General features: G+C 68.6%; 27 protein-coding genes. 13 read left to right on the top strand and 14 right to left on the bottom strand.

The window, feature by feature from the left end; all coding sequences use genetic code 11:
• The coding region (locus EV650_RS40520; protein ID WP_202875136.1) for a hypothetical protein at nt 1–563 on the bottom strand (563 nt) is incomplete at its 3' end.
• Nucleotides 564–732: 169 nt separating this feature from the next.
• Between EV650_RS40520 and EV650_RS32400 the strand changes: the two genes are divergently transcribed.
• Nucleotides 733–1,281 carry a hypothetical protein gene (locus EV650_RS32400; protein WP_134122979.1) on the top strand — a complete coding sequence of 183 codons (549 nt, stop codon included), beginning with the start codon at nt 733–735 and terminating at the stop codon, nt 1,279–1,281.
• Nucleotides 1,282–1,590: 309 nt separating this feature from the next.
• Here EV650_RS32400 and EV650_RS32395 read toward each other — a convergent pair whose 3' ends face one another.
• Nucleotides 1,591–1,839: a helix-turn-helix domain-containing protein gene (locus tag EV650_RS32395; protein ID WP_134122978.1), complete on the bottom strand. Its 249-nt coding sequence runs from the start codon at nt 1,837–1,839 to the stop codon at nt 1,591–1,593.
• 167 nt (nt 1,840–2,006) lie between these two features.
• On the opposite strand from EV650_RS32395, the gene EV650_RS32390 reads away from it, so the two are divergent.
• The 5 genes from EV650_RS32390 to EV650_RS32370 all read left to right on the top strand — a co-directional run bounded on the left by EV650_RS32390 (nt 2,007) and on the right by EV650_RS32370 (nt 6,804).
• The gene (locus tag EV650_RS32390; protein WP_134122977.1) at nt 2,007–2,666 is read left to right on the top strand and encodes a CpaB family protein; all 660 of its coding nucleotides are present in this window, start codon (nt 2,007–2,009) and stop codon (nt 2,664–2,666) included.
• Nucleotides 2,666–3,934: a CpaE/TadZ family protein gene (locus EV650_RS32385; protein ID WP_134122976.1), complete on the top strand. Its 1,269-nt coding sequence runs from the start codon at nt 2,666–2,668 to the stop codon at nt 3,932–3,934. The genes EV650_RS32390 and EV650_RS32385 overlap by 1 nt, the downstream gene beginning before the upstream one ends.
• 147 nt (nt 3,935–4,081) lie before the next feature.
• Nucleotides 4,082–4,843 (top strand): DUF4097 family beta strand repeat-containing protein, encoded by a 762-nt coding sequence (locus EV650_RS32380; protein WP_238174618.1) that lies wholly within the window; start codon nt 4,082–4,084, stop codon nt 4,841–4,843.
• A 75-nt stretch (nt 4,844–4,918) separates the two neighbouring features.
• Nucleotides 4,919–5,578, top strand: a complete 660-nt coding sequence (locus EV650_RS32375; RefSeq protein ID WP_134122974.1) for an HAD family hydrolase — start codon at nt 4,919–4,921, stop codon at nt 5,576–5,578.
• Nucleotides 5,575–6,804 (top strand): glycosyltransferase 87 family protein, encoded by a 1,230-nt coding sequence (locus EV650_RS32370; protein ID WP_238174617.1) that lies wholly within the window; start codon nt 5,575–5,577, stop codon nt 6,802–6,804. Before EV650_RS32375 ends, EV650_RS32370 begins: the two co-directional genes overlap by 4 nt.
• On the opposite strand, the gene EV650_RS32365 is transcribed toward EV650_RS32370, so the two are convergent.
• The 3 genes from EV650_RS32365 to EV650_RS32355 are packed head-to-tail and all read right to left on the bottom strand — an operon-like array spanning nt 6,767 to nt 9,308.
• Nucleotides 6,767–7,507: a nucleotidyltransferase domain-containing protein gene (locus tag EV650_RS32365; RefSeq protein ID WP_134122973.1), complete on the bottom strand. Its 741-nt coding sequence runs from the start codon at nt 7,505–7,507 to the stop codon at nt 6,767–6,769. The genes EV650_RS32370 and EV650_RS32365 overlap by 38 nt on opposite strands.
• Nucleotides 7,507–8,826, bottom strand: coding sequence for a hypothetical protein (locus EV650_RS32360; RefSeq protein ID WP_134122972.1), 1,320 nt, complete (start codon nt 8,824–8,826; stop codon nt 7,507–7,509). Before EV650_RS32360 ends, EV650_RS32365 begins: the two co-directional genes overlap by 1 nt.
• Entirely contained in the window at nt 8,826–9,308 is a 483-nt protein-coding gene (locus EV650_RS32355; protein WP_134122971.1) for a cupredoxin domain-containing protein, read from the bottom strand. The genes EV650_RS32360 and EV650_RS32355 overlap by 1 nt, the downstream gene beginning before the upstream one ends.
• Nucleotides 9,309–9,480: 172 nt before the next feature.
• On the opposite strand from EV650_RS32355, the gene EV650_RS32350 reads away from it, so the two are divergent.
• The 5 genes from EV650_RS32350 to pruA all read left to right on the top strand — a co-directional run bounded on the left by EV650_RS32350 (nt 9,481) and on the right by pruA (nt 14,627).
• A complete protein-coding gene (locus EV650_RS32350) occupies nt 9,481–10,947 on the top strand; it encodes a WS/DGAT/MGAT family O-acyltransferase (protein WP_134122970.1) in 1,467 nt (488 codons plus the stop codon).
• The gene (locus tag EV650_RS32345; RefSeq protein WP_134122969.1) at nt 10,944–11,474 is read left to right on the top strand and encodes a DUF6912 family protein; all 531 of its coding nucleotides are present in this window, start codon (nt 10,944–10,946) and stop codon (nt 11,472–11,474) included. The genes EV650_RS32350 and EV650_RS32345 overlap by 4 nt, the downstream gene beginning before the upstream one ends.
• Before the next feature lie 26 nt (nt 11,475–11,500).
• Nucleotides 11,501–12,433, top strand: a complete 933-nt coding sequence (ku, locus tag EV650_RS32340; RefSeq protein ID WP_134122968.1) for a non-homologous end joining protein Ku — start codon at nt 11,501–11,503, stop codon at nt 12,431–12,433.
• Nucleotides 12,430–12,882, top strand: a complete 453-nt coding sequence (locus EV650_RS32335; RefSeq protein WP_238174616.1) for a VOC family protein — start codon at nt 12,430–12,432, stop codon at nt 12,880–12,882. The genes ku and EV650_RS32335 overlap by 4 nt, the downstream gene beginning before the upstream one ends.
• Nucleotides 12,883–12,998: 116 nt before the next feature.
• Nucleotides 12,999–14,627, top strand: a complete 1,629-nt coding sequence (gene pruA / locus EV650_RS32330) for an L-glutamate gamma-semialdehyde dehydrogenase (RefSeq protein ID WP_134122967.1) — start codon at nt 12,999–13,001, stop codon at nt 14,625–14,627.
• A 44-nt stretch (nt 14,628–14,671) separates the two neighbouring features.
• Here pruA and EV650_RS32325 read toward each other — a convergent pair whose 3' ends face one another.
• The gene (locus EV650_RS32325; protein WP_134122966.1) at nt 14,672–15,304 is read right to left on the bottom strand and encodes a TetR/AcrR family transcriptional regulator; all 633 of its coding nucleotides are present in this window, start codon (nt 15,302–15,304) and stop codon (nt 14,672–14,674) included.
• Between the two features lie 139 nt (nt 15,305–15,443).
• Between EV650_RS32325 and EV650_RS32320 the strand changes: the two genes are divergently transcribed.
• Complete coding sequence (locus EV650_RS32320) at nt 15,444–16,310, top strand: esterase/lipase family protein (RefSeq protein ID WP_134122965.1); 867 nt, start codon at nt 15,444–15,446, stop codon at nt 16,308–16,310.
• 105 nt (nt 16,311–16,415) lie between these two features.
• Here the strand turns inward: EV650_RS32320 and EV650_RS32315 are convergent, their stop codons facing one another.
• The 8 genes from EV650_RS32315 to EV650_RS32280 form a co-directional block, all read right to left on the bottom strand.
• Nucleotides 16,416–16,628 (bottom strand): hypothetical protein, encoded by a 213-nt coding sequence (locus EV650_RS32315; protein ID WP_134122964.1) that lies wholly within the window; start codon nt 16,626–16,628, stop codon nt 16,416–16,418.
• 74 nt (nt 16,629–16,702) lie between these two features.
• On the bottom strand, nt 16,703–17,194 hold the full coding sequence (locus EV650_RS32310) for a DUF2505 domain-containing protein (protein ID WP_134122963.1): 492 nt from the start codon (nt 17,192–17,194) through the stop codon (nt 16,703–16,705).
• 15 nt (nt 17,195–17,209) lie between these two features.
• Nucleotides 17,210–18,193, bottom strand: a complete 984-nt coding sequence (locus EV650_RS32305; protein WP_134122962.1) for a hypothetical protein — start codon at nt 18,191–18,193, stop codon at nt 17,210–17,212.
• Complete coding sequence (locus EV650_RS32300) at nt 18,190–20,667, bottom strand: Hsp70 family protein (protein WP_134122961.1); 2,478 nt, start codon at nt 20,665–20,667, stop codon at nt 18,190–18,192. The genes EV650_RS32305 and EV650_RS32300 overlap by 4 nt, the downstream gene beginning before the upstream one ends.
• Nucleotides 20,660–21,148: a hypothetical protein gene (locus EV650_RS32295; protein ID WP_134122960.1), complete on the bottom strand. Its 489-nt coding sequence runs from the start codon at nt 21,146–21,148 to the stop codon at nt 20,660–20,662. Before EV650_RS32295 ends, EV650_RS32300 begins: the two co-directional genes overlap by 8 nt.
• Entirely contained in the window at nt 21,145–23,265 is a 2,121-nt protein-coding gene (locus tag EV650_RS32290; protein ID WP_134122959.1) for a septum formation family protein, read from the bottom strand. The genes EV650_RS32295 and EV650_RS32290 overlap by 4 nt, the downstream gene beginning before the upstream one ends.
• Before the next feature lie 160 nt (nt 23,266–23,425).
• On the bottom strand, nt 23,426–24,889 hold the full coding sequence (locus EV650_RS32285; protein WP_134122958.1) for a glycoside hydrolase family 76 protein: 1,464 nt from the start codon (nt 24,887–24,889) through the stop codon (nt 23,426–23,428).
• 176 nt (nt 24,890–25,065) lie between these two features.
• Nucleotides 25,066–25,527: a hypothetical protein gene (locus EV650_RS32280; protein ID WP_134122957.1), complete on the bottom strand. Its 462-nt coding sequence runs from the start codon at nt 25,525–25,527 to the stop codon at nt 25,066–25,068.
• An 81-nt stretch (nt 25,528–25,608) separates the two neighbouring features.
• Between EV650_RS32280 and EV650_RS32275 the strand changes: the two genes are divergently transcribed.
• Nucleotides 25,609–26,430: a tryptophan 2,3-dioxygenase gene (locus EV650_RS32275; protein ID WP_134122956.1), complete on the top strand. Its 822-nt coding sequence runs from the start codon at nt 25,609–25,611 to the stop codon at nt 26,428–26,430.
• The last annotated feature ends 5 nt before the right edge of the window (nt 26,431–26,435 follow it).

The raw sequence follows: 26,435 nt of genomic DNA, 5'->3' as shown, positions 1-26,435 counted from the left end.
GAGCGAGGTTCGGTGGCCCGGTAGTTGGTGTCTGCGGCCTGTTGCGGGGCGGTGTGGCTGCCGCCGATTTCCACGCGTGAGTGGGGCTCCGTGGCGCGGTAGTTGGTGGTGCCGAGCTGGATGGTGGAGTGGGGTTCGGTGGCTGGGTGGGTGGTGTTGGGGAGTTTGGGGGCGGGGGCGGTCTGGTTCAGGTGGAGGACGTGGGAGGTGTCGCCGGGGGTGGCGTGGGCGACGCCGACGGTTAGGGGTGTGACGGCTGCGACTCCCAGGCCGGAGCGGAGGAGGGCTCGGGCGGTCTTCGTCGTGATTCGGCTTGCCACCGCACCGGCCAGTGCGCCGACCACGCCGGGCAGCTGCTCCAGCACCGTGGTCACGACCGCGAGAGCCAGCCACCCGTACGCGATCCAGGCGACCGTCCCGACCGCGAGCACGGTCAGCGTGTCCAGGTCGTACGTCCTCACGCCGCTGATCGACCCGGCCGTCATCCACCGCAGCAGCAGGCCGAGGCCGGCCAGCGCGAGCACCGCGAGAGTGCCCTTCAGCGCCCGGATCATCGCGTTCATCCCGCTTCGCCCCCGACCTATGAGTTTGCGTTAGTTTGCTTCGGTTTGACCACTATAGACCGGTTCTAGGGCAGCTTTGCAAGTCCTTAACGCACGCAGCGTGGGTTTCTGCAGCGGACGGTGACGGTCGACCGGCGCAGCGGTACCCGGGACCGGTAGGTTCGCGGTCATGCGGTGGGATGCGTTGTTCGCGGACCTGGAGTCACAGTTCGAGGCGCTCCAGGAGACCGATCTGTACGGCGAAGTGGCCGACCGGATCCGGACCGAGGTCGGCAAGATCACCGTGCTCGACCGGCTCCGGGGCGCCGTCGACACCGTCGTACGCGTCGAAGTGAACGACGTCGATCCCGTTCGCGGGCTGTTGAGCCGGGTCGGGAAGGACTGCCTGCTGCTCGAGACCGAGCGCTACGAAGAGTGGCTCATCCCGGTCGACGCGCTGGTCGCCGTACACCGGCTGGGACCGTGGGCCGAGCCGGCCGTCGGAGCCGTCGAGGGCAAGCTCGGGCTCGCCCATCTGCTGCGGGGAATCGCGCGGGACCGCTCACCGGTCACGCTGTTCTGCAGTGGCGGCGGGCCCGTCACCGGCACCATCGACCGGGTCGGCGCCGACTTCGTGGAGATCGCGGAGCACCCGCTCGACGCGCCACGCCGCCGTACCGAGGTCTACAACGTCCGCCTCGTCCCCACCCAAGCCCTACGAGCCCTCCGCCGCCGCTGAACCCGCCCTGGTCGTCCTGGGGTTGCCCACTCAGTTGGAGGGTTGCCCCCTCAGATTCTCAGTGGGCAACCCTCCAACTGAGGGGATGCCCCCTGACTTGGAGGGTTCGCGCGCCAAGCGCGGCGCGGGCAGGCGAGGCGGGCGGGCGAGGCGCGGCGAGGCGCGGCGAGGCGGCGCGCGGGCGGGTGCGGGCATGCGGGGCGCCGGGAAGGCGCGGCGCGGGAAGGCGCGGGGAGGGCGTTGGCCGTCGTGAGTGCGGGGGTGCGGTCGGCAGTCGCGGCCCGGCGCCAGCTCGCCGGGCGGCGAGTCCTACAGCTGTGCGTCTTCGGGGGTCTCGGCTTCTTCGCCGAAGGGGTGGGCGTCGATGAAGTTCTTGGTCTCGCTGTACAGCCGCTCGATGTACTTCTCCAGCTCGGTCGCCTCGACCCGCCACTGGCCGCGGCCGCCGATCTTGACCGCGGGGATGTCACCGCGGCGGACCAGCGCATAGACCTGGTTGGCGGAGATGTTGAGGACCTCGGCGACGTCCGCGAGCTGGAGGAATCGGGGACCCGGCATCCGTCGTGCTCCTTCTCATAGTGTCTGGTTCCTTCAGTTTGCCACGGTTGGCGAACGAACGAGCCGGTTTGTCCCCAGGTCGTCACAGCCTGTGGATGACCGTGCACGGTGCGATCCGCGACCAGGCAGAATGTCGCCCGAGAACGAACGATTGACTGGGAGACGACGTGGTCGACACAGCTGTGCGAAGCGGATTCGGGGCGCCGTCCGCCCCGGCCCAGCGCAACCGGAAGGCGCGGTGGAAGGACGGCCGCCTGGTCCTCGGCGTGCTGCTCGTCGCCGTCACCGCGCTGGCCGGCGCCAAGCTGCTGTCGTCCGCCGACGACACCACCACGATCTGGGCGGCCAAGCACGACCTCAAGGTCGGCGTACCGCTGACCGACGACGACCTGACCACAGTCCGGGTCCGCTTCACCAGCGGTGACGACTCCGGGAAGTACCTCGCTGCAGACTTCGACGTGAAGGGCCTGGTCGTCGGCCGCGAGGTCGGTCAGGGCGAGTTCGTGCCGAAGGATGCCGCCGTCCCCAAGTCCGACCAGGACCGCACCGAGCTGCCGCTGTCGGTCGCGACCGGCCACCTGCCGTCCGACACCGCGATCGGCGACATCGTGGACGTCTGGGTCGTGCCCAAGGAAGAGGGACAGCCCGCGAGGCCGCTGTGGAGCAGCGTCCGTGTGCTGCAGATCGACTCGGTCAAGGGCGTCGCGGGCGGCACGGGTCGGCGACAGGTCCTGGTCGGGCTCACGTCGGCCGACCTGCCCCGGATCCCGGCCGCTCTGACCGCGATCGGTGCTGGCGAGCCGACCCTGGTCCGGAAGGACGGCTGATGTCGATCCCAGTCCTGCTGGCCGTGACCGGTGCGTCCTGGGAGGCAGAGGTCGTACGCCGGGCCGAGCGGGCGCCCGGGATCCGGGTGGTACGGCGCTGTGTCGACGTCGCCGATGTGATGGCGGCCGCCGCGAGCGGGCAGGCTCGGGCGGTGTTGCTGGCCGACGTCCTGGCGCGCCTGTCGTCCGACGTGGTCGCCGCGCTGCACGCGCGCGGGATCGCCGTGCTCGCCTTGGTCGACCCGGCCGAGACCGGTGCGCCGTTAGGTACCGAGGAACGGCTCAGCCGGATGGGCATCGAGCGGATCCTGCCCGCCGACGTCAGTCCGGCTGACCTCGCTCGCGCGGTCACCGATGCCATCGACGCAGGCCCACCGATCTCGACCGCGCAGTTCGCCGGCGGATTCGTGCCGCTCACTCCGGAGAATCCGCACCACGAGCCGCCGCCGTACTCCCAGGGCGCAGGTCGGCTGATCGCGGTCTGGGGGCCGACCGGCGCGCCGGGGCGGACGACGGTCGCCGTCAACCTCGCGTCCGAGCTGTCGGCCAAGGGCGTGCCGACCCTGCTCGCCGACGCCGATGTGTACGGCGGGACCGTGGCGCAGATGCTCGGGATGCTCGACGAGACCTCCGGGCTGGCCGCCGCGGCGCGGTCGGCGTCGAACGGTGCGCTCGACATGGTCATGCTCGCGAAGCACGCCCGGCAGGTGAATCCGCATCTGCTGGTGCTGACCGGCCTCAGCCGGGCCGACCGGTGGACCGAACTGCGCCCGGCGGCGATCGAGTCGATCTGGTCGTCGGCGCGGACGCTGGCCCCGGCCACGGTGGTGGACGTCGGGTTCTGCATCGAGACCGACGAGGAGATCTCGTTCGACTCGCTCGCCCCGCGGCGCAACGGCGCGACGGTGGCGACGCTGGAGGAGGCCGACGAGGTGATCATTGTCGGTACGGCGGATCCGGTCGGGCTGACCCGGTTGATCCGGGCCGTCCACGAGCTGCAGACCGTCGCACCCTCGGTCACCGTGCGCGTGGTCGTCAACCGGCTCCGTTCCGGGGCGCTCGGCAGTTCACCGGGCGAGGCCGCCGCCGAGGCACTCGCGCAGTACGCCGGGATCCAGCCGGCTGCCCTGTTGCCGTACGACTTGAATGCGGTCGACACGGCGATGTCGCACGGGCGCAGCCTGTCCGAGGCCGCTAAGTCCAGCAAGCTCCGCAAAGCCTTCCAGCAGCTCGCAACCTCGGTGGTCAAGGACCTCGCGCCCGCCTGAGAACCGAGCGGACTCAGGGTCGAGTAGGTGGGGAGCCGGGGGATAACCCCACCGACAACGGGTCGGTGATGTGCCAGGGTTGGCTGTACTTCGACCCGTACTTCAGGGAGCGTCATGTCCGATGTCCAAGGCCGGCCTACGAGGTCGATGAGCACCGAGCGGCGGTACGGGATCGCCATCTCGGTCGCCCTCATCCTCGGCGGGTTGTACTGGGCGCTCACCGGGCTGACCGACGGCGCCAAGAGCAGCCAGGACAGCTACGCGGTCCACGGCGACTCGCTGGTGGTCAAGGGCGGCTCGGCGACGGTCGAGGTCAAGCCGGGCGACGGGACCGACGTGAAGGTCGAGCGGCATTTCTCCCGGAACATCTTCGGCTCGGACCCGAAGGAGAAGTACCACGAGGACGGCGGCAAGCTCGAGCTGAACAGCGGCGGTTGCGGTTTCCTGGCGTTCGGCTGCAAGACCAGCTACGTGCTGACGGTGCCGCGGGACCTCAAGCTGACGGTCGAGAGCAGCAGTGGAAACCTGACGCTGTCCGGCTTCGAGGGTGGCGCGGACCTGAAGACCAGCTCGGGTGACATCGCGGTGCACGATGTCGGCGGACCGCTGCAGCTGGAGGCGAGCTCCGGTGACATCGAGGCAGACGGGCTGACCGCAACCTCGGTGACGAGCAACACCAGTTCCGGCAGCTCATCGCTCGACTTCACCGTCGCGCCGCAGTCCGTCGAGGCGGAGGCGAGCTCGGGCGACGTGTCGATCCGGATCCCGTCCGGCGACGAGACGTACAAGGTGGACACCGACACCTCTTCCGGCGACGAGTCGGCCACGGTGAAGATCGATCCGAACTCGACTCGCACCCTCAAGGCCAAGACCTCCTCAGGCGACGTCAGCATCGAGTACAACCACTGACACCGCCCGGCTACGGCGGGTGATGAGGAGGGTCGGCAGCGTTAGGGCGAGCCTGTGCTGAGTAGGCTTGCGGGCATGGTTGAGGTGCGGGTGCTGCCGCGTGGTCTGCTGGTGGACTGGGGCGGCGTGCTCACCTCGGGACTGGAACCGGCGCTCCGGCGCTGGGCGGAGCTGGACGATTTCGACTTCGACTCCTACCTGGAAGCGGTCCTGAAATGGCTGCCGTCGGAGTCGACAGCAGAGGTCGAGCTGAACCCGGTCCACGCGCTCGAGCGCGGCCAGATCGCCGTACCGGACTTCGAGCGGAAGCTCGCCTCGATCCTGGTTCGCCGCGACGGTACGCCGGTCCCGGCCGAGGGACTGATCGAGCGGATGTTCGCCCATTTCGAGCACCAGCCGGCGATGTCCGCGCTGGTCCGCCGGGCCAACGAACGCGGGATCAAGACCGCCCTGCTGTCGAACTCCTGGGGCAACACCTATCCCCGCGACACCTGGGACGGGATGTTCGACGACATCGTCATCTCCGGTGAGGTCGGCCTGCGCAAACCCGAGCCGGAGATCTTCCTGCTCGCCGCCCGCCGGCTGAACTTGGAGCCGTCGGAGTGCGTCTTCATCGACGACCTGCAACTCAACGTCGACGGCGCCCGCGCGGTCGGCATGACCGCGATTCTTCACACCGAGTACGACGAGACCCGGCGAGCGCTGGAAACCCTGTTCGGAGCCGACCTGACGTGACCGTGACCACCCCTCCCTCCTCCCCAGCCCGTCCGGCCAGCCGCCGCGTCGTCATCGCGATCGTCGGCTGCGCCGTACTCGTCGCGCTCGGCGCCTGGGTCGGCAGCCTGTTCGGCGGCATGATCGACCTGCGCGTCTACCGGATGGGCGGCTCGGTGCTGCTGCATGGCAAGTCGCTGTACGACGCGCAGCTGCCGGGCTCCGGTCTGCCGTTCACCTACCCGCCGTTCGCCGCGATCGCGATGGTCCCGCTGGCCGCCGTACCGTGGGGCGTCGCGCTGGTGACCTGGACGACCATCTCGGTGCTCTGCATCACCGCGCTGTGGCGGACCAGCCTGCCGAAGACGTTCTGGTCGTTCGTCACCCAGCGCAAGCGCACCGCGGCACTGATCGCGCTCACCATCTTGTCGCTGCTGCTCGAACCGGTCTGGCAGACGATCCAGTTCGGCCAGATCAACCTGTTGCTGACCGCAATGATCCTGCTGGACCTGGTCCGGCCGAACAACACCAAGCTGCGCGGGTTCTGGGTCGGCGTGACGATCGGCGTCAAGCTGACTCCGCTGCCGTTCCTCGCGCTGCTGATCGTGACGAAGCAGTGGCGGGCGCTGCGCAACGCCGTACTGGGGCTGCTGGCAACGATGGCGATCGGGTTCGCGATCGTGCCGCACCAGTCCTGGCGGTACTGGACCGACGTGATCCTGGACGCGAACCGGGTCGGCGGGATCGCCTACACCGGCAACCAGTCCTTCAACGGCTTCCTGCACCGGATCGGCGACGACGCGAGCTGGGTGCAGCCGACCTGGTTCGTGCTGTCGGTGGTGTTCGGTCTGCTCGTGCTCTGGCTGGCCCGGCGCTACTGGCTGGCCGACGAGCGCGTCACCGCGATCTCGGTGATGGCGCTGGCGGTCCTGTACGCGTCGCCGATCTCGTGGAGCCACCACTGGGTCTGGATCATCCCGCTCGGCGTCAGCCTGATCCGCGGCGTCAACCGCCGTTGGGGTCTGAACCCGGCGGTCGTCACCGGCGTGCTGTTCTACGGCCTGTTCGTACTGCGCTCGATCTGGTGGGTCCCGTACCGCGACGACCGCGAGCTCAGCTGGACCTTCTGGCAGTCGATTCCCGGCAACTCCCACCTGATCGTCGGCATGATCGCGTTCATCCTGCTCGTGATCACCAGCCGCGGTCTGCCTAAGCCGTCAGCTCCCGCAACGTCCGACCCAGCCTGACGCCCAGCTCGGCGTCGACCAGAGCGACCTCGTCCAGCAGTACGTCGACACTCGCACGGAACGCCCGTCGCAACTCGCCCACATCCAGCGACCGCACCAGCGCCGGCTCAACCGTCGCGGTGGTAGCCGTAGGCAACAAATGCAACCCCCGACCCTGCGAGTGCGATACGCCGTGCCGCAAACAGATCAGCGTCAGCACGTGATCCCGCACTCCGCTGATCATGTACTCCGCCTGCCACACCTTGCCCCGCGCGATGCTGGACCGTGCATGCAACGCATACAGCCAGCCCATCCCGATCAGGTCGACCGGCGACGGCGGACTCCACGCCGGCTGCTCGACAGGCTCGCCGAAGAGCAGTTGAAACGTAGGGCCGAGCGCACCGAATTCATCAGCCGGTGCGAACGCGATGTCTACCTGCAGCGTCGAGTCCAGCAGGAACACTCGGTATACGGTCCCGCGCGACCAGACATCGGTGTGGTGGACGGCGCCGTGCTCGGCGTACATAGCCGCCGTCCAGTCGGCGAGGACAGCGACCTGGTCGGCGTCCGCGGACAGCCCGAGCGCCAGGTCGATGTCCGACCACTCGTCCTCGGCGCCGGCTGCCGCCGATCCGGTCAGTGCCGCGCCGGCGACCCGCGCGTCCGCTCGAGCCTCCGTGATGAGTGCGTCGCGGAGGGCCGAGCGGTCGGCGGGGGTGTACATCAGGAAGAGAACAGTAGGAGTAGGCCGCCGCAGGTGTAGGCGACCATGACGATCAACAGGGGGAGCTGACCGGCCAGAGCTTTCGCCCGCGGGAACAGGGCGACCGCGCGGTCGTGGGCTGAGGTGACGCCGAGGAGGTGTCCGCAGACGACGGCCAGCACCTGGGTGACTGCGATTGCCGTGCTGTGGTTGGTGATGCCGGTGTTCACCGCGAGGAGTCCGGTGCCGAAGATATTCGCGCCGTTGCTGAGCGGGTCGCTCAGATAGATCAGCGTCCGCTGACCCTCCAGGATGAACAGGGTCAGGTAGTGCGCAACGACGTACCCGAAGGCGATGGGTACGACGGAGTGCGCGAACAACCCCGGTAGCGACGTCCGCGAGCTGTCCGAGAGTCGCCCGGCCATCACCGTGGCGCCGGAGTACGTGACCAGCACGAACAGGATGAACACGATCAGCGCGCCCGTCCCGAGCCAGGTCATCGAGACGTCCTGGTTCTGCGCCCAGCCGATCCAGGTCGACGAATTCGAGAAGCCGTCGTACGCCGTGGAGCCGAGCAAGGCCGCGACCATGCCGACCAGGCCGGGTTGCGGCTTCAACCCGTCGAGGTTCTCCAGCGGACGGCGTACCACCAAGGCGCCGTCGGTACGGCGACCCCACGGCGACAGCCGCGACATCAGCGTCGCGTACACCTCGAACGGATCGCCCTGCGAGAACCAGCGGTCGCCGAACAGGATCGCCCCGAACATCGTGATCACCACGTACAGCGCGATCCACGCCTGCAGCACTGGGATCGTCGCGCGATCCGGCGCGACCAGCTCGAGCCAGGTGAACGCGAAGATGCCCAGCGCGGCCGGCCACAGACCGACCCAGGACGGGAGCTCGAGCAGACCCTTGGACGGCGGCTGGCGGAGCAGCTTCGAGAGCAGCAGGTGGATCGTCCGCAGCGGGTTCAGCGTCCGCCAGACCGGGCCGAGGACGATCGAGATCGGCACCAGCCCGACCCAGACCAGGATGTAGATGAACCCGAAGATCGGGTTCGTCAGCCGGTCCACGCCGAACATCAGCGACACCAATGCGTACAGGAAGATCGCCAGCCCGACCAGCCGGACGACCCACCGGAACCAGTTCGCGTCCACCGTCCGGGTGATTGCGGCAGGCAACGGTTTGCCGGAGGCGTTACCGCGGTACTTCGGACTCCGCCAAGCCAGCCCGAGCACGACGAACGACAGGCCGACCGCGACCGCGGCCCCACCCACCGCCAGCCCGAACGGAACCGGCAGGTCCTGACGACCCCCGATCCCGTGAAGGGGAATCATCATCAGGAAACGACGAGCTTCGCGACCAGCTTGCCGCTCTTGTGGGTCTCGACCTCGAAGGTGCCCTTCATGTTCGCGGTGAACTTGACCGAGACCGGCTTGCCCGGGCTCAGCTCGAGCTCCTTGTCGTAGCCGTGGATGTGCAGCTCGTCGTCGGCGTCGCTCATCGCCTTGACCAGCACCGTCTGGCCGGCCTTCACCTTGATGGTCGCGCCGCTCGGGTTGACCTTGCCGTTGGCAACGGTGACGTCGATGGTCACGTCGGCCTGCTCGCCGGACGGGTCGGCGGTGTTCGACGGGGTGCTCGGGTTCGGGCTGCCCGGGGTGGCCGAGACCGTCGGCAGGGTCGGGGTCGACGCCGGAGCGCTCGGTGACGGGCTGGTCGCGCCGCTGTTCGAGTCGCCTCCGCCGCAGCCGGCCAGGACCAGCATGCCGAGGGTGGGCAGGAGAGCGGCGGCAGCACCGCGAGTGAGCGTCGAACGCATCGGTCCAGAAGCCTTTCGAGGGGGTGGTGAACTTCTCAGGGTGCGGGACACACCCTCTTGCCTGACGAACACGGATACCTCAGTGTTCCCGTACAAGCAGTGTCGCAGCCCACTGTCGGTGTCGGCCGCTAGGGTGACAAGACAGTCATCAAGTAGAGAGGAAGGTGAACGGATGCCCGATCGGCTGACGTCGCTCGACCTCACCTTTCTCAAGGCCGAGTCGCCGGCTACCCCGATGCACGTCGGGACGGTCGACATCTTCGAGCCGCCGGTGCACGGTGACGAGGGGTTCGACTACGAGAGCCTGGTCGCGCTGATCCGGGACCGGATCGCGTTCGTGCCGCGGTACCGGCAGCGGGTCCAGCAGGTGCCAGGGCGGTTCGCGGGACCGGTCTGGGTGGACGACGAAGAGTTCGACATCACCTTCCACGTACGGCGCTCTGCCCTGCCCCGGCCCGGCACCCACGCGCAGCTGCTCGAGCTGGTCGCCCGGATCATGTCCCGGCGGCTCGACCGGGCCCGCCCGTTGTGGGAGATGTATCTGGTCGAGGGCCTGCAAGGTGACCGGTTTGCGATCATCGCGAAGTCCCACCAGGCGCTTGTCGACGGCAACAGCACGGTCGACATCGGTCAGGTCGTCCTGGACGCGACCGCGCACCCGCGCGAGACACCGACCGACACCTGGCAGCCGGAGCACCCGCCGTCCGCGCTGGAGCTGCTGGCCGGCGTGTTCACCGACGCCACCAAGCACCCGACCGCCGTCCTGGAGCTGGCCCGCGCCGAGATGACCAGCCTGACCGGCTCGTCGTCGGTCCGCGAGGTGCTCGGCGACGTGGTCGGCTCGCTCGTCGCGCAGCGTCATGTGCAGGAGAGCTCACTGCACGTGAAGACCTCCGGCCAGCGCCGGTTCACCACCGTGCAGACCGACCTGGAGGACTACCGGACCGTCCGGGCCGCTCACGGCGGCACGGTCAACGACGTGATCCTCGCCGTGGTCGCCGGTGCGTTCCGGGCTTGGATGATGACCCGCGGTGAGGGCGTCGGGCCGACCCGTAGCGTCCGCGCGGTGATCCCGGTCAGCATCCGCGACGACGAGGACGAGGAGCCGACCTCGCTCGGTTCCCGGGTGATCGCCTCGACCGTGAACCTCCCGGTCGGCGAGAACTCCCCGGTCATGCGGCTGCACCAGATCTCCTACCAGACCAAGGTGCACAAGGACACCGGTCGCGCGGTCAGCGCGCGGTCGCTGGTCGGGATCGCCGGGTTCGCCCCGACCACGCTGCACGCGCTGGCCGCCCGGGTCGCGACCACCACGGTCCGCCCGATCGACGACGTGGTGATCACCAACGTGCCGGGTCCGCAGTTCCCGCTGTACGCGCAGGGTGCCCCGATGCTCGCGTCGTACCCGGTCGTGCCGCTGATGCCCGGGCAAGGACTGTCCGTCGGAGTCACGTCGTACGACGGGAAGGTGTACTACGGTCTGAATGCGGACCGCACCGCCATGCCGGACCTCGCTGTTTTCGCCCAATGTGTGACCGATGCGCTGGACGAGTTGCTCGACACCACCAAGGGCAGCCGGAACCGGGCTCCCCGGGGCCGGAAGAAACCCCGCGGTACAACTAAGAAGGCGGGATCATGAGGGTCTACATCCCAACCACGCTGCGCCTGCTGAGCGTGGCGTGCAACGCTGGGGAGATCGGTCCGGCCCCGCTGACGGCGTACGCCGTGACGCCGGCCCTGCGGGAGTGGTACGTCGAGGGTGACGACGAGGAGCTCGAGTACGCCGCGATGGCGCAGGCGGCCCGGGCCTCGATCGGACTGCTGGCCGCCGATCCCGGGACCGCACGGAGGCGGGTGGTGATCGCGGCCGAGGTGAGCGCCGTACCGCCGGCCGACGGGTCGGTGGAGCTCGGTGATGCCCGGCTGGAGCTGCATGTGGTCATTCCGTGGCGGCTGGTGGCGGCGGCGCATGTCGACGCGGCCCAGGCGTCGGCGGTGGTCGGGAAGGCTGCCGACCTGTGGGAGGCCGCCCAGGACGGTGACGACAACGCGATCTTCGCCCTGGATTCGTGCGAGGGTGAAGATCTGCTGTGGTACGCGACGCAAGAGATCCCGGACCTGCTGGCCGCGGAGGGACCCCGCGGGCGGTCGGCAGGCTTGAGCTGACGGTGAACTGACAGGAGCTGATGGCCATGCAGGCGATCTGGAAGGGTGCCATCTCGTTCGGGATGGTGACGATCCCGATCAAGGTGTTCTCCGCGACCGAGGAGAAGGACATCTCGTTCCGTCAGGTGCATGTCGCCGACGGGGGACGGATCAAGTACAAGCGGATCTGCTCGATCGACGGCGAAGAGGTGCCGTACTCCGACATCGGCAAGGGCTACGAGATGCCCGACGGCCGGATGATCGTGCTCGACTCCGACGACTTCGCGGACCTGCCGCTGTCCAGCAAGAAGGTCATCGACGTTCTCGAGTTCGTGCCGGCCGACCAGGTCGACCCGCTGTATCTGGGCAAGTCGTACTACCTGGCCGCCGACGGCGGGCCTGGCGCCAAGCCGTACGTGCTGCTCCGGGACGCGCTCGAGGGCTCCGAGCTGTACGCGCTGGTCAAGGTGGCGCTGCGGTCGCGGGAGAGCCTGGGGCTGCTCCGGACGGTCGACGACATCATGGTGCTGCAGGTGATGCTGTGGCCGGACGAGATCCGGGACGCGTCGTTCGCGGCGCCGCCGGAGGACGTCGAGATCCGGTCGCAGGAGAAGGCGATGGCGTCGTCGTACATCGACACGCTGCGCGGCGAGTTCGACCCGGACCAGTACCACGACAACTACCGCGCGGCGCTGGAGAAGGTCGTCGAGGCGAAGGCCGAAGGGGTGCCGCTGCCGGCGGAGTCCGACGAGGAGGAGACCGAGGGCGCCGAGGTCGTCGACCTGGTCGCCGCGCTGCGCGCTTCGGTCGAGGCGGCCAAGGCCCGACGTGCGGGCGGAGGGTCAGCTGAGTCCGAGCCGGCCAAGAAAGCGCCGGCCAAGAAGGCCGCGGCTAAGAAGGCTCCCGCCAAGAAGGCCGCGGCCAAGAAGGCGCCGGCCAAGAAGGCAGCCGCCAAGAAGGCTACGAAGAAGTCCGCATGACCGAGCGCACCGAAGTCCCCGCCGACGAATCCGAGATCCCGGTCGACCCGACGCACGCCCTGGTCACACCGGGCTCGTACCTGCTCGAGCTGATCCCGATCCCTGTCACCGACATCGACCGGGCCAAGCAGTTCTACGTGCAGCAGTGTGGGTTCGTCGCGGACGTCGATGTCAGCCCAGTCGACGGCGTTCGGATCGTGCAGCTCACGCCGCCCGGTTCGTACTGCTCGATCAGCCTCACCGCCGGCATGGAGCAGCTGGCGATGGCGCCTGGCTCCCAGCGCGGTCTGCACCTGCTGGTGAAGGACATCGAGGCGTCCCGCGCCGAGCTGATCGGCCGGGGCGTCGAGGTCAGCGAGCCCCAGGACCTGGGCGGCGTGTTCTACGCCTGGTTCGCCGACCCCGACGGCAACACCTGGGCCCTCCAGCACATGCCCTGGCGGAGGTAAACAGCCGCGTTCGTGGTTGACGGTGCTGGCGTGGCACCATGCTGGTGTCACGCCAGGCCATCCGCACCCGGCGTGCCCAGTAACGGTCCACCACACGATCGAGGAGCTGCACAGCCATGGATGCCGTCACCGCCGTCCCGACGCCTGCCAACGAGCCCGTCAAGGGGTACGCGCCCGGTTCGTCCGAGCGCGCCAGCGTGGAGGCGAAGCTCAAGGAGTTCACCGCGGCGGGCGCGATCGACCTGACCTGCACGATCGGCGGCGAGCAGAAGCTCGGTGGCGGCGCGCCGATCCAGGTGGTGCAGCCGCACAAGCACGCGCAGGTGCTCGGCACCCTCGGCAACGCGACCGAGGCCGACGGCAAGGCGGCCGTGGACGCGGCGCTCGCGGCGGCGCCGAGCTGGCGTTCGCTGTCGTTCGACGACCGCGCGGCGATCTTCCTGAAGGCAGCCGACCTGCTGGCCGGCCCGTGGCGCGACACCCTGAACGCGGCCACGATGCTCGGTCAGTCGAAGACGATTCAGCAGGCCGAGATCGACGCCGCCTGTGAGCTGATCGACTTCCTCCGGTTCAACGTGGCGTTCGCGCGGCAGATCGTCAGCGACCAGCCGATCTCGTCCCCGGGCGTGTGGAACCGGGTCGACTACCGGCCGCTCGAGGGGTTCGTCTACGCGATCACGCCGTTCAACTTCACCGCGATCGCCGGCAACCTGCCGACCGCGCCGGCGCTGATGGGCAACACGGTGGTCTGGAAGCCGTCGCCGACGCAGCAGTTCGCGGCGCACTGGACGATGCGGCTGTTCGAGGCCGCGGGCCTGCCGGCCGGCGTGATCAACCTGGTCACCGGTGACGGCATCGAGGTCAGCAAGGCCGCTCTGACCCACCCGGACCTGGCCGGCATCCACTTCACCGGGTCCACGAAGACGTTCCAGTCCCTCTGGGGCACGGTCGGCACGAACATCTCGGCGTACAAGACCTATCCGCGGCTGGTCGGGGAGACCGGCGGCAAGGACTTCATCCTGGCGCACCCGTCGGCGGACCCGGCGGTGCTGAAGACCGCGATGGTTCGCGGCGCGTTCGAGTACCAGGGCCAGAAGTGCTCGGCCGCATCCCGTGCGTACGTCGCTCGCTCGGTGTGGGATCGGATCCGCGACGACATCATCGCCGAGACCGACTCGCTGACCATGGGCGACGTCACCGACCTGTCGAACTTCATCGGCGCCGTCATCGACGACCGCGCGTTCGCCAAGCACAAGGCAGCGCTGGACCGGGCAGGAGCGACCGACTCGATCGAGGTCGTTGCCGGTGGCACCTACGACGACAGCGAGGGGTACTTCGTCCGCCCGACGCTGCTGGTCTCCGACGACCCGACCGACGAGATCTTCACGACCGAGTACTTCGGTCCGATCCTCGGCGTACATGTGTACGACGATGCCGACTACGACACCGTGATGCGGCAGATGGAGCACTCGGCGCCGTACGGGCTGACCGGTGCGATCATCGCGCAGGACCGGCACGCGGTCGCGGAGGCTGCTGACTACCTGCGGTTCGCGGCGGGGAACTTCTACGTGAATGACAAGCCGACTGGTGCGGTTGTGGGGCAGCAGCCGTTCGGTGGTGCGCGGGCGTCGGGTACGAACGACAAGGCCGGCTCGATGTGGAACCTGATCCGCTGGGCCTCGCCGCGCTCGATGAAGGAGACCTTCGCCCCGCCGACGGACTACCGCTACCCGCACCAGGGCTGAAGGAAAACAAAACATAAAGGCGATGGGTGGGGCGGGCCGACGGGTCAGCTTGCGAGGCCTCGGCGGACGGTGATGTAGAAGCTGGTGATGTCGTCGATCAGGTTCTGGACCTGGTTCTGGTCGTTGAAGTCGACGTCCAGCAGCCAGTCCGAGATCAGGTCGAAGATCCCGCCGATCAAGCCGATCGCCACGCTGTGCCGGACGGCTACCTGCTCCTCGGGCGGCGGACCGTCGTACTTGTCCCAGAGCTGGACCAGGAAGCCGGCCGCCCAGCGCCGGTTCGTCCGGCGCTGCCGCTCGACCGCCTCCGAGATCCCCGACGCCATCCCGAAGGTGACCTTGGTGATCCGCGGGTCGTCGACGAGCGCGTGCACGAACGTCTCCAGCATCCGTGGCGCCGCCTCGCGTTCGTTCCCGGTGGCCTGGAACGCGGCGCCGGCGACCTCTTCCTCCAGGCGCTCGGAGGTCCGCTTCAGCAGCGCGAGGTAGCACTCCTCCCGGCTGGCGAACAGCTCGTAGAAGCTCTTCGTCCCGATGTACGCCGTGCTGCAGATCTGCTCGATCGACGTACCGAGGTAGCCGTTGGCGGCGAACAGTTTCAGCGCCGCATCCAGCAGATGCTCGCGTCGTTCGGCCCGGCGTTGGGTCGCGTCCAGTCCCCGTATGGTCCTACTCATGCGCTGGACGTTACCCCTTGTGCCGGGACTGTAACCAATAGATCTGGTTCCCAATACGAGGTCTTGTTTCGAATCAGAGAACGTGCTCCACTGAGCGTGATCATTTGATCACCGAACGATACAGTGACGTGGAGCTGCCATGACAATCCGCCTTCGCCGAGTTGCGGCGGGCCTGTTCGCAGGCCTGCTGTTTGCCGCCTCGGCCACTACCGCCTCGACCGCGAGCGCTTCGCCATCATCGGGGTTCGACGACTGGACGTGCAAGCCCTCAGCGGCACATCCGGACCCGCTAGTTCTGTTACACGGCCTGGGCGGTAACGGCCCTGGCAACTTCGCGTACCTCGGCCCGTTCCTCGCGGGGAAGGGCTACTGCGCCTTCAGCCTGACCTATGGCCAGGCGACGCCCTCGATCCCGGTCGGCGGCACGGTCGCGATCGCTCAGTCCGCGGCGGAGATCCAGACCTTCATCCAATCCGTCCGGCAGTCGACCGGCGCGGCGAAGGTCGACATCGTCGGGCACTCGGAAGGCGCCTTCCAGAGCATCTACGGCCCGAAGGTCCTCGGGTACTCCGGTCAGGTGGGCAAAGTGGTCGCCCTGGCACCGCCGACGCACGGTACGACGTTCGCCGGCCTGGTCAGCGTCGGTGGCTACCTCGGTCTGGGCGCGCTGGTCGACCAGGTGCTGCAGCAGTTCGGCTGTCCGGCCTGCGACAACCTCATCGTCGGCGGGTCGGCGGTGCAGCAGCTGACCGCAGGCCCGATCGCCCAGCCCGGCGTGAAGTACACGGTGATCGCATCGCGCTTCGACGCGCTGGTCACGCCACACGAGACCTCGTTCATCCGCGAGCCCGGCGTCACGAACGAGTACGTCCAGGACACCTGCCCGCTGGACCCAGTCGGCCACGTCGGCCTGGCCTTCGACCCAACCGTCGCCCAACTAGTCGCCAACGCACTAGACCCGGCCCACGCGACCCGGGTGGCCTGCGCGTTCGGCCCGCCGCTGTAGATCGGAACCGATTGTGGAGACAAGCGCCGGGGTCACGCGACAAGCAATAGCTTGTGCCCAGACCTCGGGGCTTGTTCCCAGAGCTCGGCGAGCGGCCGCGGGGAGTTAGGCGGTCCGGGAGTGTTGCTGGGTGGGTGGGTCTACCAGGAGGGCGGACCCGCAGTGGACGCAGATCCACTCGTCCGGCTCGTCGACCAGGTGATCCGGGGCCTCGATCCGCTCGAACGGCATCAGCCCTGCGCAGAAGACGCAGTACTGCGTGTCCTCGCCGATCGGCTCGTGTCGAGCCTTCCTCCCACGAACAACTGGCTTCCGCATAACGGGCTCACCTCCGGAGCAACTCTTTTCCTCAGGTTGCCACCGGAGGTGACCCGCTCAGCGCAGCGACACTCCTACTTACTGGCCCACTCGCGGCCGAGGTCGTGTTCCTTCTGCAGGCCGGAGCGGATGGCGTCGGCGACGATCGGCTCCAACTTCTTCCCGATCAGGGGTACGGCGACCTTGACGTCGAGGTCGATCGCCTGGACGGTCTGAGCCCCGGCCTTGGCGATGCTCGCGGTGCCCTTCAGCACGACCGGCGTGTTCGAGATCTCGCCGGACACGTCCGCCCGGCGCGAACCGTCGGCCGCGGCCGGGTGCCAGGTCTCGGTCTGGACGACGGTCAGGGTGTCGCCGACGAACTTGCGGGCCATGTCGGGGATGTCGACGGCCTCCATCTTCCGGCTGACCCGGACGATGGTGTCGCCGCCCGACGTACTCACCTGGACGTCGTACGACAGCGCCTTGGTCTTCTCGCAGGCCTGCTCGCGGAAGGCTGTGTCCGTGACGATCGCGAACACTTCCTCAGGGGTGGCGTCGTACGACGCCGACATCTTCAGCTCCATGCGGCCATCATGGCATTACCCGTTGGTCACCGGCGTCAGCGTCACAGTGACGGTGCGGTTCTGCGCGTCGGTGCGGTACGGCGGGTGGGCCTGATCGCCGGACTGCATCGTGAACGCGGTCAACGGCAGCCCGGAGGTCGTGCTGAGCTCCTGGGTCGCGGCGCGCGCCCGTAGGAGGGCCGTCTGCGATCCACCGGATCCGCTTCCACCTGGTACGACGACGGAGTACCCGGTGACTGTGATCGTTGCCTTCAGCCCGGGGAGTCGCTTGCCGAGAGCGTCGAGCGCGGCTTGCCCGGTCGGGCTGAGGTCGGTGCCGGCGGTGAACACTCCGTCGGTGAACACCACCCGGACCGCACTCGGCTGCCGCTGCACCACGACACCGGAACCAGCGACCTGCCGCTGGATCACGTCCAGTTTGCTGGCCATCGCAGCTGCAGCCGCGAGCCGCCGCGCCTCCAGCACCGCGAGCCGCCGAGCCAACTCAGCCGCCCGCCCCTCCGCACCCGAGGTCGCCGCCGAGCTCGGCCCAGAGGTCGGCACCGAGCTCGGCTCTGCGGTCGTGCCGGGCGTCGGCTGGCCTACCGGTTGTGCGGTCGGCTCGTTGGAGTCGGCGAGTGCCACGATTCCGCCTGCGATGCCGGCGACGATCGCCCCCGCGACCACGACGATCGCGGTTGCGCCGGCCAGGAGCGGGAGTATCGGGCGCGCGGCCCGGCGATGTCCGCGGATCGCCGCGACCGTCTTCCGTCCAGCCGCGGCCGCGGGGTCGTCGGGTGTCGATTCCTGCACCCGCGCCCACAGCGCGTCCGCCTCGTCCCACCGCTTCTGCTGTGCCCGGATTCGCGCCAGCAGATCCAGCACTTCCGGCGACGCCTCTCCCGCCTCGTCGAGCTCGACCAGCAGCGCGGCGGCCGCATCCAGCTCACCCTGTCGCGCGCTCTCCGCTGCCCGCCCAAGAGCGACCTGCCGACGAACGTCCGTGACGACCGCGGTCATTTCGTCAGCCCGATGAATGTCTCCCGCTCATCACGCGGAAGTAGCCGAATCATCTGCTGCACAACGCGTTCCAGCTCCCGCTGGTCGCGCTTGTTGATCGCCTCGCGACCCTCCCGAACCAGTCGGTCGGCCTCGGCGGTCGGCGGCAGCAGCCCCGGCTGCTGGACGACCGACCAGTACGCGTCCTCGTACCATCCGGGCTGCCGCCGATGCAGCCGCGCCATGAAGATCACTGTCCGCTCGGCGACCGAGTCGATCGCGCCGAGATCGCGGTCGTCGATCGCATGCTGAGCCTCCTCGCGCAGCGCGGTCAGCTCCTGCTCGTCGCGCACCGCACCGGCCTGCTGCACCATCTCGCCGGCCTCGGCCAGCAGGTCGAGCAGCTCTCGCGTACGGCGAGGAAGCTCGGCCATGTCGTCGATATCGTCGAGCTCAGCCTGGAAGTCCCGCAGCCGATCCTCAGCCGTCGCCGCCGCACCCGCATCGGTGGCCGCCGCCCGCACCTGCTCGCGAACGGTCGGCAGCGTGCCCTCGGCCTCCAGACGCCGAAGCCGATCGTCCACATCGGGCAGCTCGGCGGACCGCTGCAGCTCCTCGAACCGACCCTCGGCCTCGGCCAACTGCCGCGTCAGTACGTCGGAGGACGGCGTCAGTACCGAGGTCAGGTCGATCTCGGCCTCGAACTGCGCCCCGATCAGCGGTACGTCGGCCACCACCGTCACCAGGTTCGACGCGTCCACTTCGAACGTGACCTCAACCTCCGTCCCCGACGGCAGGTCCATCCGCAGGTCGACCGGACGGATCGTCAGCTGGCCGACGGGACGGTTCCGGGTCGCTCGGGCGCGTTCGCCTTGTACGACGGGGATCCGGATCATCGCCTCGTCGTCCCGCCGGAGCAGCGTGTGCGACGTACGGAACATCTCGCGGGCCGTCGTCGGGACACCGGCGCCCTTGCGCAGCAACGGCGAGAACGTCTTGTCGGCCAACTGGATGCCGAGCGAGTGTGCCAGCCGTGCACCGCCGAACGTCTCGGTCCGATGCGTGATCGACAACGTGTTCGGGACGAGTTTCTGCGGAGCACCAGCCGGATCGATCAGCTCGATGATGAAGCGCGACGTACGCCGTTCGTCCAGGTCGACCTCGGTCGCGAAGGCGCCGACCCGGTTCAGCGCGATGTTCGCGGTCCGGAACGGCGGCCGGCCCTCGGGGTTGGCCAGCACGACGGAGTACCCGGTCCAGTCGAGATCCCGTCCGGCCCGCAGTCGGCCGGCCACGGTCGTCGTGGTCGTGGTGACGGCCGGCTCGTACGAGAGCTCGACGGCGTACTCGCCCTTGGCCGGGGCTGCGGCCAGTGGTGCAGGATGCCGGATCGTGCTGGCGAATACCGCAGCACCACGGGCCACAACTGTCGACGGGTCCAGCCGGGTCTCCAGCTCGATGCCGATCCCCTCGGCCGGGTCCGCGAGCCGTTCACGCAAGCCGGGGGAGAGCGTCACACCGCCGACCAGCAGCAGCTTGTCGATCGCGTCCGGCGACAGGCCGTTCTCCCGCATCGCTTCGCGGCAGAGGTTGATCGCGCGGACGTAGTACGGCTCGGCGACCCGGTCGAGCGCGTCCCGGGTGAGCGTGTAGTCGAACGTCTCGGTATCACCGCCTGGCGTGTCTACCTCGACCAGGACCGAGGTTGAGTCGATGCCCGAGAGCGCGATCTTCGCCTCCTCGGCGGCAGCCTTCAGCCGGGCGAAGTTCCGCCGGTGGATCCGGTTGTCCCGCTGGAAGTCGGTCAGACCGAACTCCGCCGCGGCCGCCGGCGCGAGCAGCCGCTCGACCAGCGCCCAGTCGATTAACTTGCCACCCAGGTACGGGTCGCCGGCGTGGTGCAGCACCCGCAGTTCGCCGTCGCGCTTGTTCACCACCGCGGCGTCGAACGTCCCGCCGCCGAAGTCGAAGACCATCCAGTAGGCGCGATCGCTCGTGTCCTGCAGGCCGTACGCGAACGCGGCCGCGGTCGGTTCCTGCAGCAGCGGCGAACCGGGAACGAAGCCGGCCAGCGTCGCCGCCTCGACGGTCGCCTTGTTCTGGTTCAGCGCGAACGCGGCCGGGACCGTGATCACTGCCGCGGTCGGCGCCTCGCCGTTCAGGAACCGGGTCGCGCTGTCCCGCAAGGACTTCAGCACTTCGGCGGACAGCTGCGGCGGAGTGAGCTTGACGCCGGCTTTGGCGAAGTTGCGGGCGACGTCCGCGAGTCCCATCTCGAGCTTGAACTCGGCCGCCGTGTTGTCCGGGTCGTTCTCCACCCGGGTGCGCGCCTTCGCGCCGACCCGGATCTCACCGGCTCGCGGCATCCAGATCGCCGACGGCGTGGTGTCCTGGCTCTCGACGTTCTTGATCACCGTCACGGTGTCGCCCTCGGCCAGGGCGATCGCGCTGTTGGTGGTGCCCAGGTCGATGCCGATGTCGATGGTGTCACGCATGGCTGTCCTCACGATCAGTCGGAGTGCTGGGTACGGCGACGATCACCTGCGCGGTCTGGATCCGGCGGTCGTGGTGGTACACGGCCGGCCGGACCGTCTCGACGACGGTCTCCACCGTCACCTCCGGGTCGTCGGAATAGAGCAGTACGTCGACCGACCGGCCGGCGTGGAACGGCTCGCCGTCGTGGTCCTGGACGGTGAGCCCGGCCGCGGCCAGCGCCTCAGTGCAGGTCCGCAGGTACCGAGCGGCCTGCTTACCCTGACCATCGTTGCCCTGGGCAAGTTTCCGGCGGGCTCGCCAGAGATTGGTCGCCGCCTCGGCCAAAGAAGAGTCCTCCGGCGGACTCTCGGCCGGCCGCGCCGTCTCACCGAGTTCGGTCAGGTAGCGGTCCAGGTCGTCGTACTCCGTCCCGGACCAGCGCGGCGCGGCGATCCGGAATGCCTTGTGCTGCCGCCATTGGCGGACTCCGGCCCAGGTCATTTCACTGCCCCTTTGAACGGCTTGCCGTCGATGCGATGCGCCAGGCAATAGGCGTACTTCGTCTGCTTCGGGTCCTTCCACCAGGTCTGGTCCGGCGACCCGGCCCACGCGGTGAAGCCCTTCGCCGCGGGCATCGTCCGGGCGCAGACCGTCTGCGCCCGCGCGACGACCGCGTCGTCACCGGGCCAGGGCTGACCGGTGCGGTAGAGCGTCGGGTAGCCGCGGATCTCCGCCCAGTGCCACTCGCTGCAGCGCACGACGACCACCGGCTTGGTGAGCTTGCCGCGGATCGGATCACGCAGGCACGCGCCGACCGGAGCATTACCGGCGATGTCGACGGAGAAGAGGTTCATCGTCACCGGCTTCGGCACCTTCTTCGCGTCCGGACGCGTCACCTGGCCGGCCGGGATCTCCGCGCCGTCCTGGCGACGGAGTACGCAGGCCGCGTAGTTCTCGTAGCCGATCCGGTCCTTGCTGGTGCTCCAGAAGTTCGCCGGAGCGTGGACCTCGTTGATGGTGTACTCGGCCGGGTTCAGGCCCTGCTGGATCATCGCCTCGAGGCACTGCCAGTTCGCCAGCGCGTCCGCCTGGGCGTCGCCGGGGTACGGCGCCGGCACCTTCGAGATCGGCACGTACGCGAGGACTTCGCCCCAGTGCGGGTCGTCGCAATCGCTGGAGCGGAGCTTGTCAGGGTGCGCGGTCCAGCCGTCGTCCTGCTTGCCCAGGCAGCTCCCGGCGGGCGTGTTGTCGGCGATCTTCTGGTGGTAGAGGTTCGCGTTCCGCGGCCACCAATGCCAGACACCGAACGCGATCAGCGCGAGCACGATCAGCCACGCGAGCACCCGCCGGCCCCGTCGGCGGTGCGGCGGACGGGACGACGTAAGAGGCGGCCGGGACGGTTTGGTACGGCGTGGGGTCGTCGTCGGGACATAGTTCGACGCGGGAGATCGGCCGGCCGAGATCGCGGCCAGCATCCGGTCGATCTCGGCCCGGATCGCCGTCGACCTGGTCTCACTGCGCACTTGCCGGAGCAGCCGTTGAGCGGCGGACTTGCCGCGCATCCGATAGAGATAGTCGACCTGCGAGCGGAACTCCTGCATCGACCGCTGGTTCTCGTCCAGCATCTCCTTGTTCTCGCGGACCAGATCGCGCTCCCGCGGATCGAGCGCGAGACTGGCGGCCCGGTCGAGCCACCGCTCGGCGCGACCGTCGCCCGAGTCGCCGCGGTTCATCAGATCGACCGCGCAGTTGTTCAGCAGGATGGCGACCTGGTCGTGCAGGGCTGAGGTCCGATGGTTCTGGGCCGGCGGCAACAACGCGTCCAGCCGCGCCAGCAGCGGCAGCAGGTCGCTCTCGATCTCGTCGACGATCGGGTCTGTCGGCTCGTCGCCGATCCGCTGGGCGATTTCGGTACGGCGACGTTCCAGGTCCTCGTACACCGGGGCCGCCGCCGTTTCGAGCATCCGGCGATGCAGCGAGTTCGCGCCGGGGAACCCGCCGACGTGTGAGACCAGCCGTACGGCGCGGGGCGTCGGGCCGGAGACCGCGAGATCGACGGCCGGCTGAGCCAATGCCCGCGGCAGCTCCCGCTGGATCTCCTTGACTGCCTCGCGATCCAGCTGGCGGTCGTCCAGGTCGCGGACCCGGGACTCGAGGTGGGTCGCGAGCGCTTTGGCGCCGACGACCTTGCTCCAGTTCTGCCGGGCGCGGGTCCAGTCGCCGTCCGGTGATACCTGACCCGCGTCGGCGGTCAGCTCGCGGGTGATCGCGGTGCTATGCGCATTGATGGCGGTGTCGTGGGTCTTGTGGAGTTCGATCGGGCAGCCGCAGTCGGAGACATCCGTGCCCCATGGGGCAAACACCTCGTGGACCAACCGGCGGCGCGGGTCGCCGAGGATGAGGTCGCAGGCCGCCTGGATCTCGTGCGGGTCGCGCGACGTCGCCGTACCGAGGTCGATGTCGGCGCCCATCTCGAGCGCCGCGCGCAGCCGCTGCGACACCTGCCGGGTGGTGCGCCCGTCCACGTCGGCAAGCAGTCCGCTGATCCGGAATGCGTTGCGCCGGTAGAGCTCCGGCCCGGCGAGCCTGCGGAGTTCGTCGACGATCGGATCCGGCACCGGTCACCCCCAGGTCGTGGCCCGCTTCGACCGGACGTTCGCCGGCTCGTCACTCCACCTTTACATCGGAGCGGGCCACGCGCAGCCGGGTCCGGGCCGGTCTGGACCCACCCTGGATCGACCGTAGATGCCGGCTGGACCGAAGCTGCATTTCCTCAGGTCAGGGGGCCGCGTTGAGGAGGTCGAGTGCGCTCTGCTGGCGGGCTGCGTCGAGCTTGTCGACCGGGCCGTACCAACGCAGTCCGTACTGGTCCATCGGCGTACGGTCGGCCGAGAAGGCACGGTCGGCCTGATGTTGCAGGTACGACGTGTACGGGTGATCCGACAGGGCCGCGTTCAGCTTGCCGAGCCCGCGGACGTGAGCGCCCTTGAACGACGGACCGTCGCCACCGCAGTCGCCGTTCTCGCACGGCTCGCGCAAGATGCCGTCGGCGGTGTGCAGCGACGATGCGGTGGTGGATGCATCGGCCAGCTGGCGGGCGCTGGTCAGGTACGCGGAGTTATTAGTTGCCTTGGACAACTCGGTGAGTGCGCCGATCAGCACGCCCTGGTTGTACGTCCAGGCAGTGCTGCCGTTGTTCTTGCAGGTGGACAGATCGATGCCGTCGTTGACCAGGTTCGAGCCGTTGATCATCCCGGTCTGCTGGAACCAGGTCCAGCCGGCCTGCGCGCGTTGCAGGTACGTCGTGTCGCCGGAGACGCGCGTGTGCAACTGGGCGTTGAGCTGGATGTAGAGCGAGTTCGAGATCGCGTTCTTGTACGTCTTCGCCTCACTCCACCAGACCCCGCCGCCACAGGTGTTGTCCCAGTACGCCGCCATGTGGTCCGCGTCGGCGCGAGCCGTCTGGAGGTACCTGCTGTCACCGGTCAGGTCGTACGCCGCAACCCACGCGAGACCCCACCAGCCGGTGTCGTCGATGTAGTCGTTGCGGAACTGGCCTTCCTGGGCGTTGAGGTTCAGGTCATAGGTCCGCGCGATCGCGTACTCGTAGCTGTGCATGCCGCTGACCCGGATGTTGTCGATCAGTGCATTCAGCGCGTTGGCCGAGTTCCACCAGCCGGTGGTGTCGAAGAGGCCCGTCGACAGGTTGTAGTCCTGCATGAGCGCGGTCGCAGCCGCGGTACGGCGGTCCCAGGCGTTCCACGTTGTCCGGGCCCACGTCGTACAGGCGATGTCGGCGCGGTCGCCGGCCTTGCCGCACGCGCGGAGGGCGCCGACGCCGAGGTTGTTCCAGTCGTCGACGTTGTACATCTGCGTGCGCCAGCCGCCTTGCCCGGTCGGGATCGCGGTGTTGCCGAGGCGGCTGCCGTCGGACCAGGTCCGGCCGCCGTCCATCGAGCGGTCGAGCCAGACCTCGTCGCCGGGGTTGCCGTTGTCGATCGTGGCCCAGCCCATCGCGGCGTCGTCGTCGATGTGCAGAGCGATCGTGCGGCCGAAGAGGGTCGAGGAGACCGGAGCGCGGTCCTTCGTGGCTAGGCCGGGGTCGCGGGCGTCGCAGTACTTGTTGCAGATCGTTGCCTGAGTGGACATGTTCACCGGGGGTGTCTCGGTCGCCGGCGCCGGTACGGGCGCGCCGAGGGGTGCGATGAGCAGGGCAAGGCTGGAAACGATTCCAACGGACATCACGGATCTCCCTGGGGCGGTAGGAAGAGAGCGGTGTCACCGAAGGTAGGCGGGGCGAAACACTACGTCAAGATGTCATGCCGGACCGCCAGGCCATCACAATCGCGGTCGACGGGCAGCGGCACGCTGGGATCCGCCCGCAGCGGACGATTGTGATGGCCTGGCGGTCCTCGTGTTCAGGTCAAGAGGAGCCCGGCGAGGATCCCGGCCGTGAGCAGCAACGTCACGAGAACCGTCAGCCGGCGGCCGCGGGCGCAGCGGCGGGTGATGGTGGAGCGGTCCGGGCGGATCGTGCACGGCTCGAACCCGAGGCCGTCGGCCGGCGCGATGACGCTGCCGAGCCGGGCGAGCAGCGAACGCTCCGCCGCCTGCCGAGTCGCTTCCTGTACGACGCGATCCCGCAGAAACTCCCGTCGCTTCATCGCCGGAACGGCGAGGTCTGCGGGGAGTGCCCTCTGAACTACCGCATGCGCGGCCGCCACCCGCCTCGCCCGGCTGATCGCAGGCGGGAGGATCAGATAGGCGAGGTGGACGAGCGACCGGTATTCGTCGAGCAGCAACGCCTCGATCAACGGCTCTTCCCTGGTCGGCCCCTGAACCGGCCCGGGAACGATCGGCGTCTCGACCGTGGCGGACATGCATCTCCTCAACTCGGCGTACCTGAGGTCCAACGAACGAATCACTGACCAGTCACGAACTGGTCGGTTAGTCTCCGTGTCATGAGCACTGGTGACGGGGTTGCGGGGCAGTGGGGCGGGTCCGATGTGCATTTCGGTGAGGAGGGCGGGCGGCTCACCTACGGCAGCTATCTGCGGCTGCCGGAGCTCCTGGACCAGCAGCGGCTGGAGTCCGAGCCGCCGGCGCACGACGAACTGCTGTTCATCACGATCCACCAGGTATACGAGCTGTGGTTCAAGCAGGTTTTGCACGAGCTGACTGCGTCCCGAGACGCGATGCTGTCCGGCGAACTCTGGCTGGCCGAGCACCTGCTGCGCCGGGTCCACACGATCGAGCGGGTGCTGACTCAGCAGGTCGACATCCTGGAGACGATGACGCCGCAGGACTTCGGCGAGTTCCGGCACCGGTTGTCGCCGGCGTCGGGGTTCCAGTCGGTGCAGTTCCGCGAGATCGAGTTCCTCTCCGGAGCGAAGGACCCGTCGTTCGTACGCCGGTTCCGCGGGCTGACCGCGGTAGAGCAGGATCGCCTGGCTCGCCGGCTCGAGGAGCCAACGCTTTGGGACGCGTATCTCGAAGTACTGCGGAAGGCCGGTTTCGACACCGACTCCGAGGACTCCGTCCGCAACGCCCTCCGCAAGATCGCCGGCGACCGCTCGCAGTACGCCGCCATCTGGGAGCTGGCCGAGGCCCTCCTTCAGCACGACGAACTCGCCGCCGCCTGGCGAGCCCGCCACGTGGTCATGGTCGAACGCATGATCGGCACCAAACCGGGCACCGGCGGATCGTCCGGAGCAAACTACCTCCGCAGCCGCCTCGACCTCCGCTACTACCCCCTCCTCTGGCACCTCCGCAGCGCCCTCTGACGACT

The organism is Kribbella kalugense (assembly GCF_004365875.1).
Taxonomy (GTDB): domain Bacteria; phylum Actinomycetota; class Actinomycetes; order Propionibacteriales; family Kribbellaceae; genus Kribbella; species Kribbella kalugense.
This window is presented reverse-complemented; position numbering and strand designations above follow the sequence as displayed.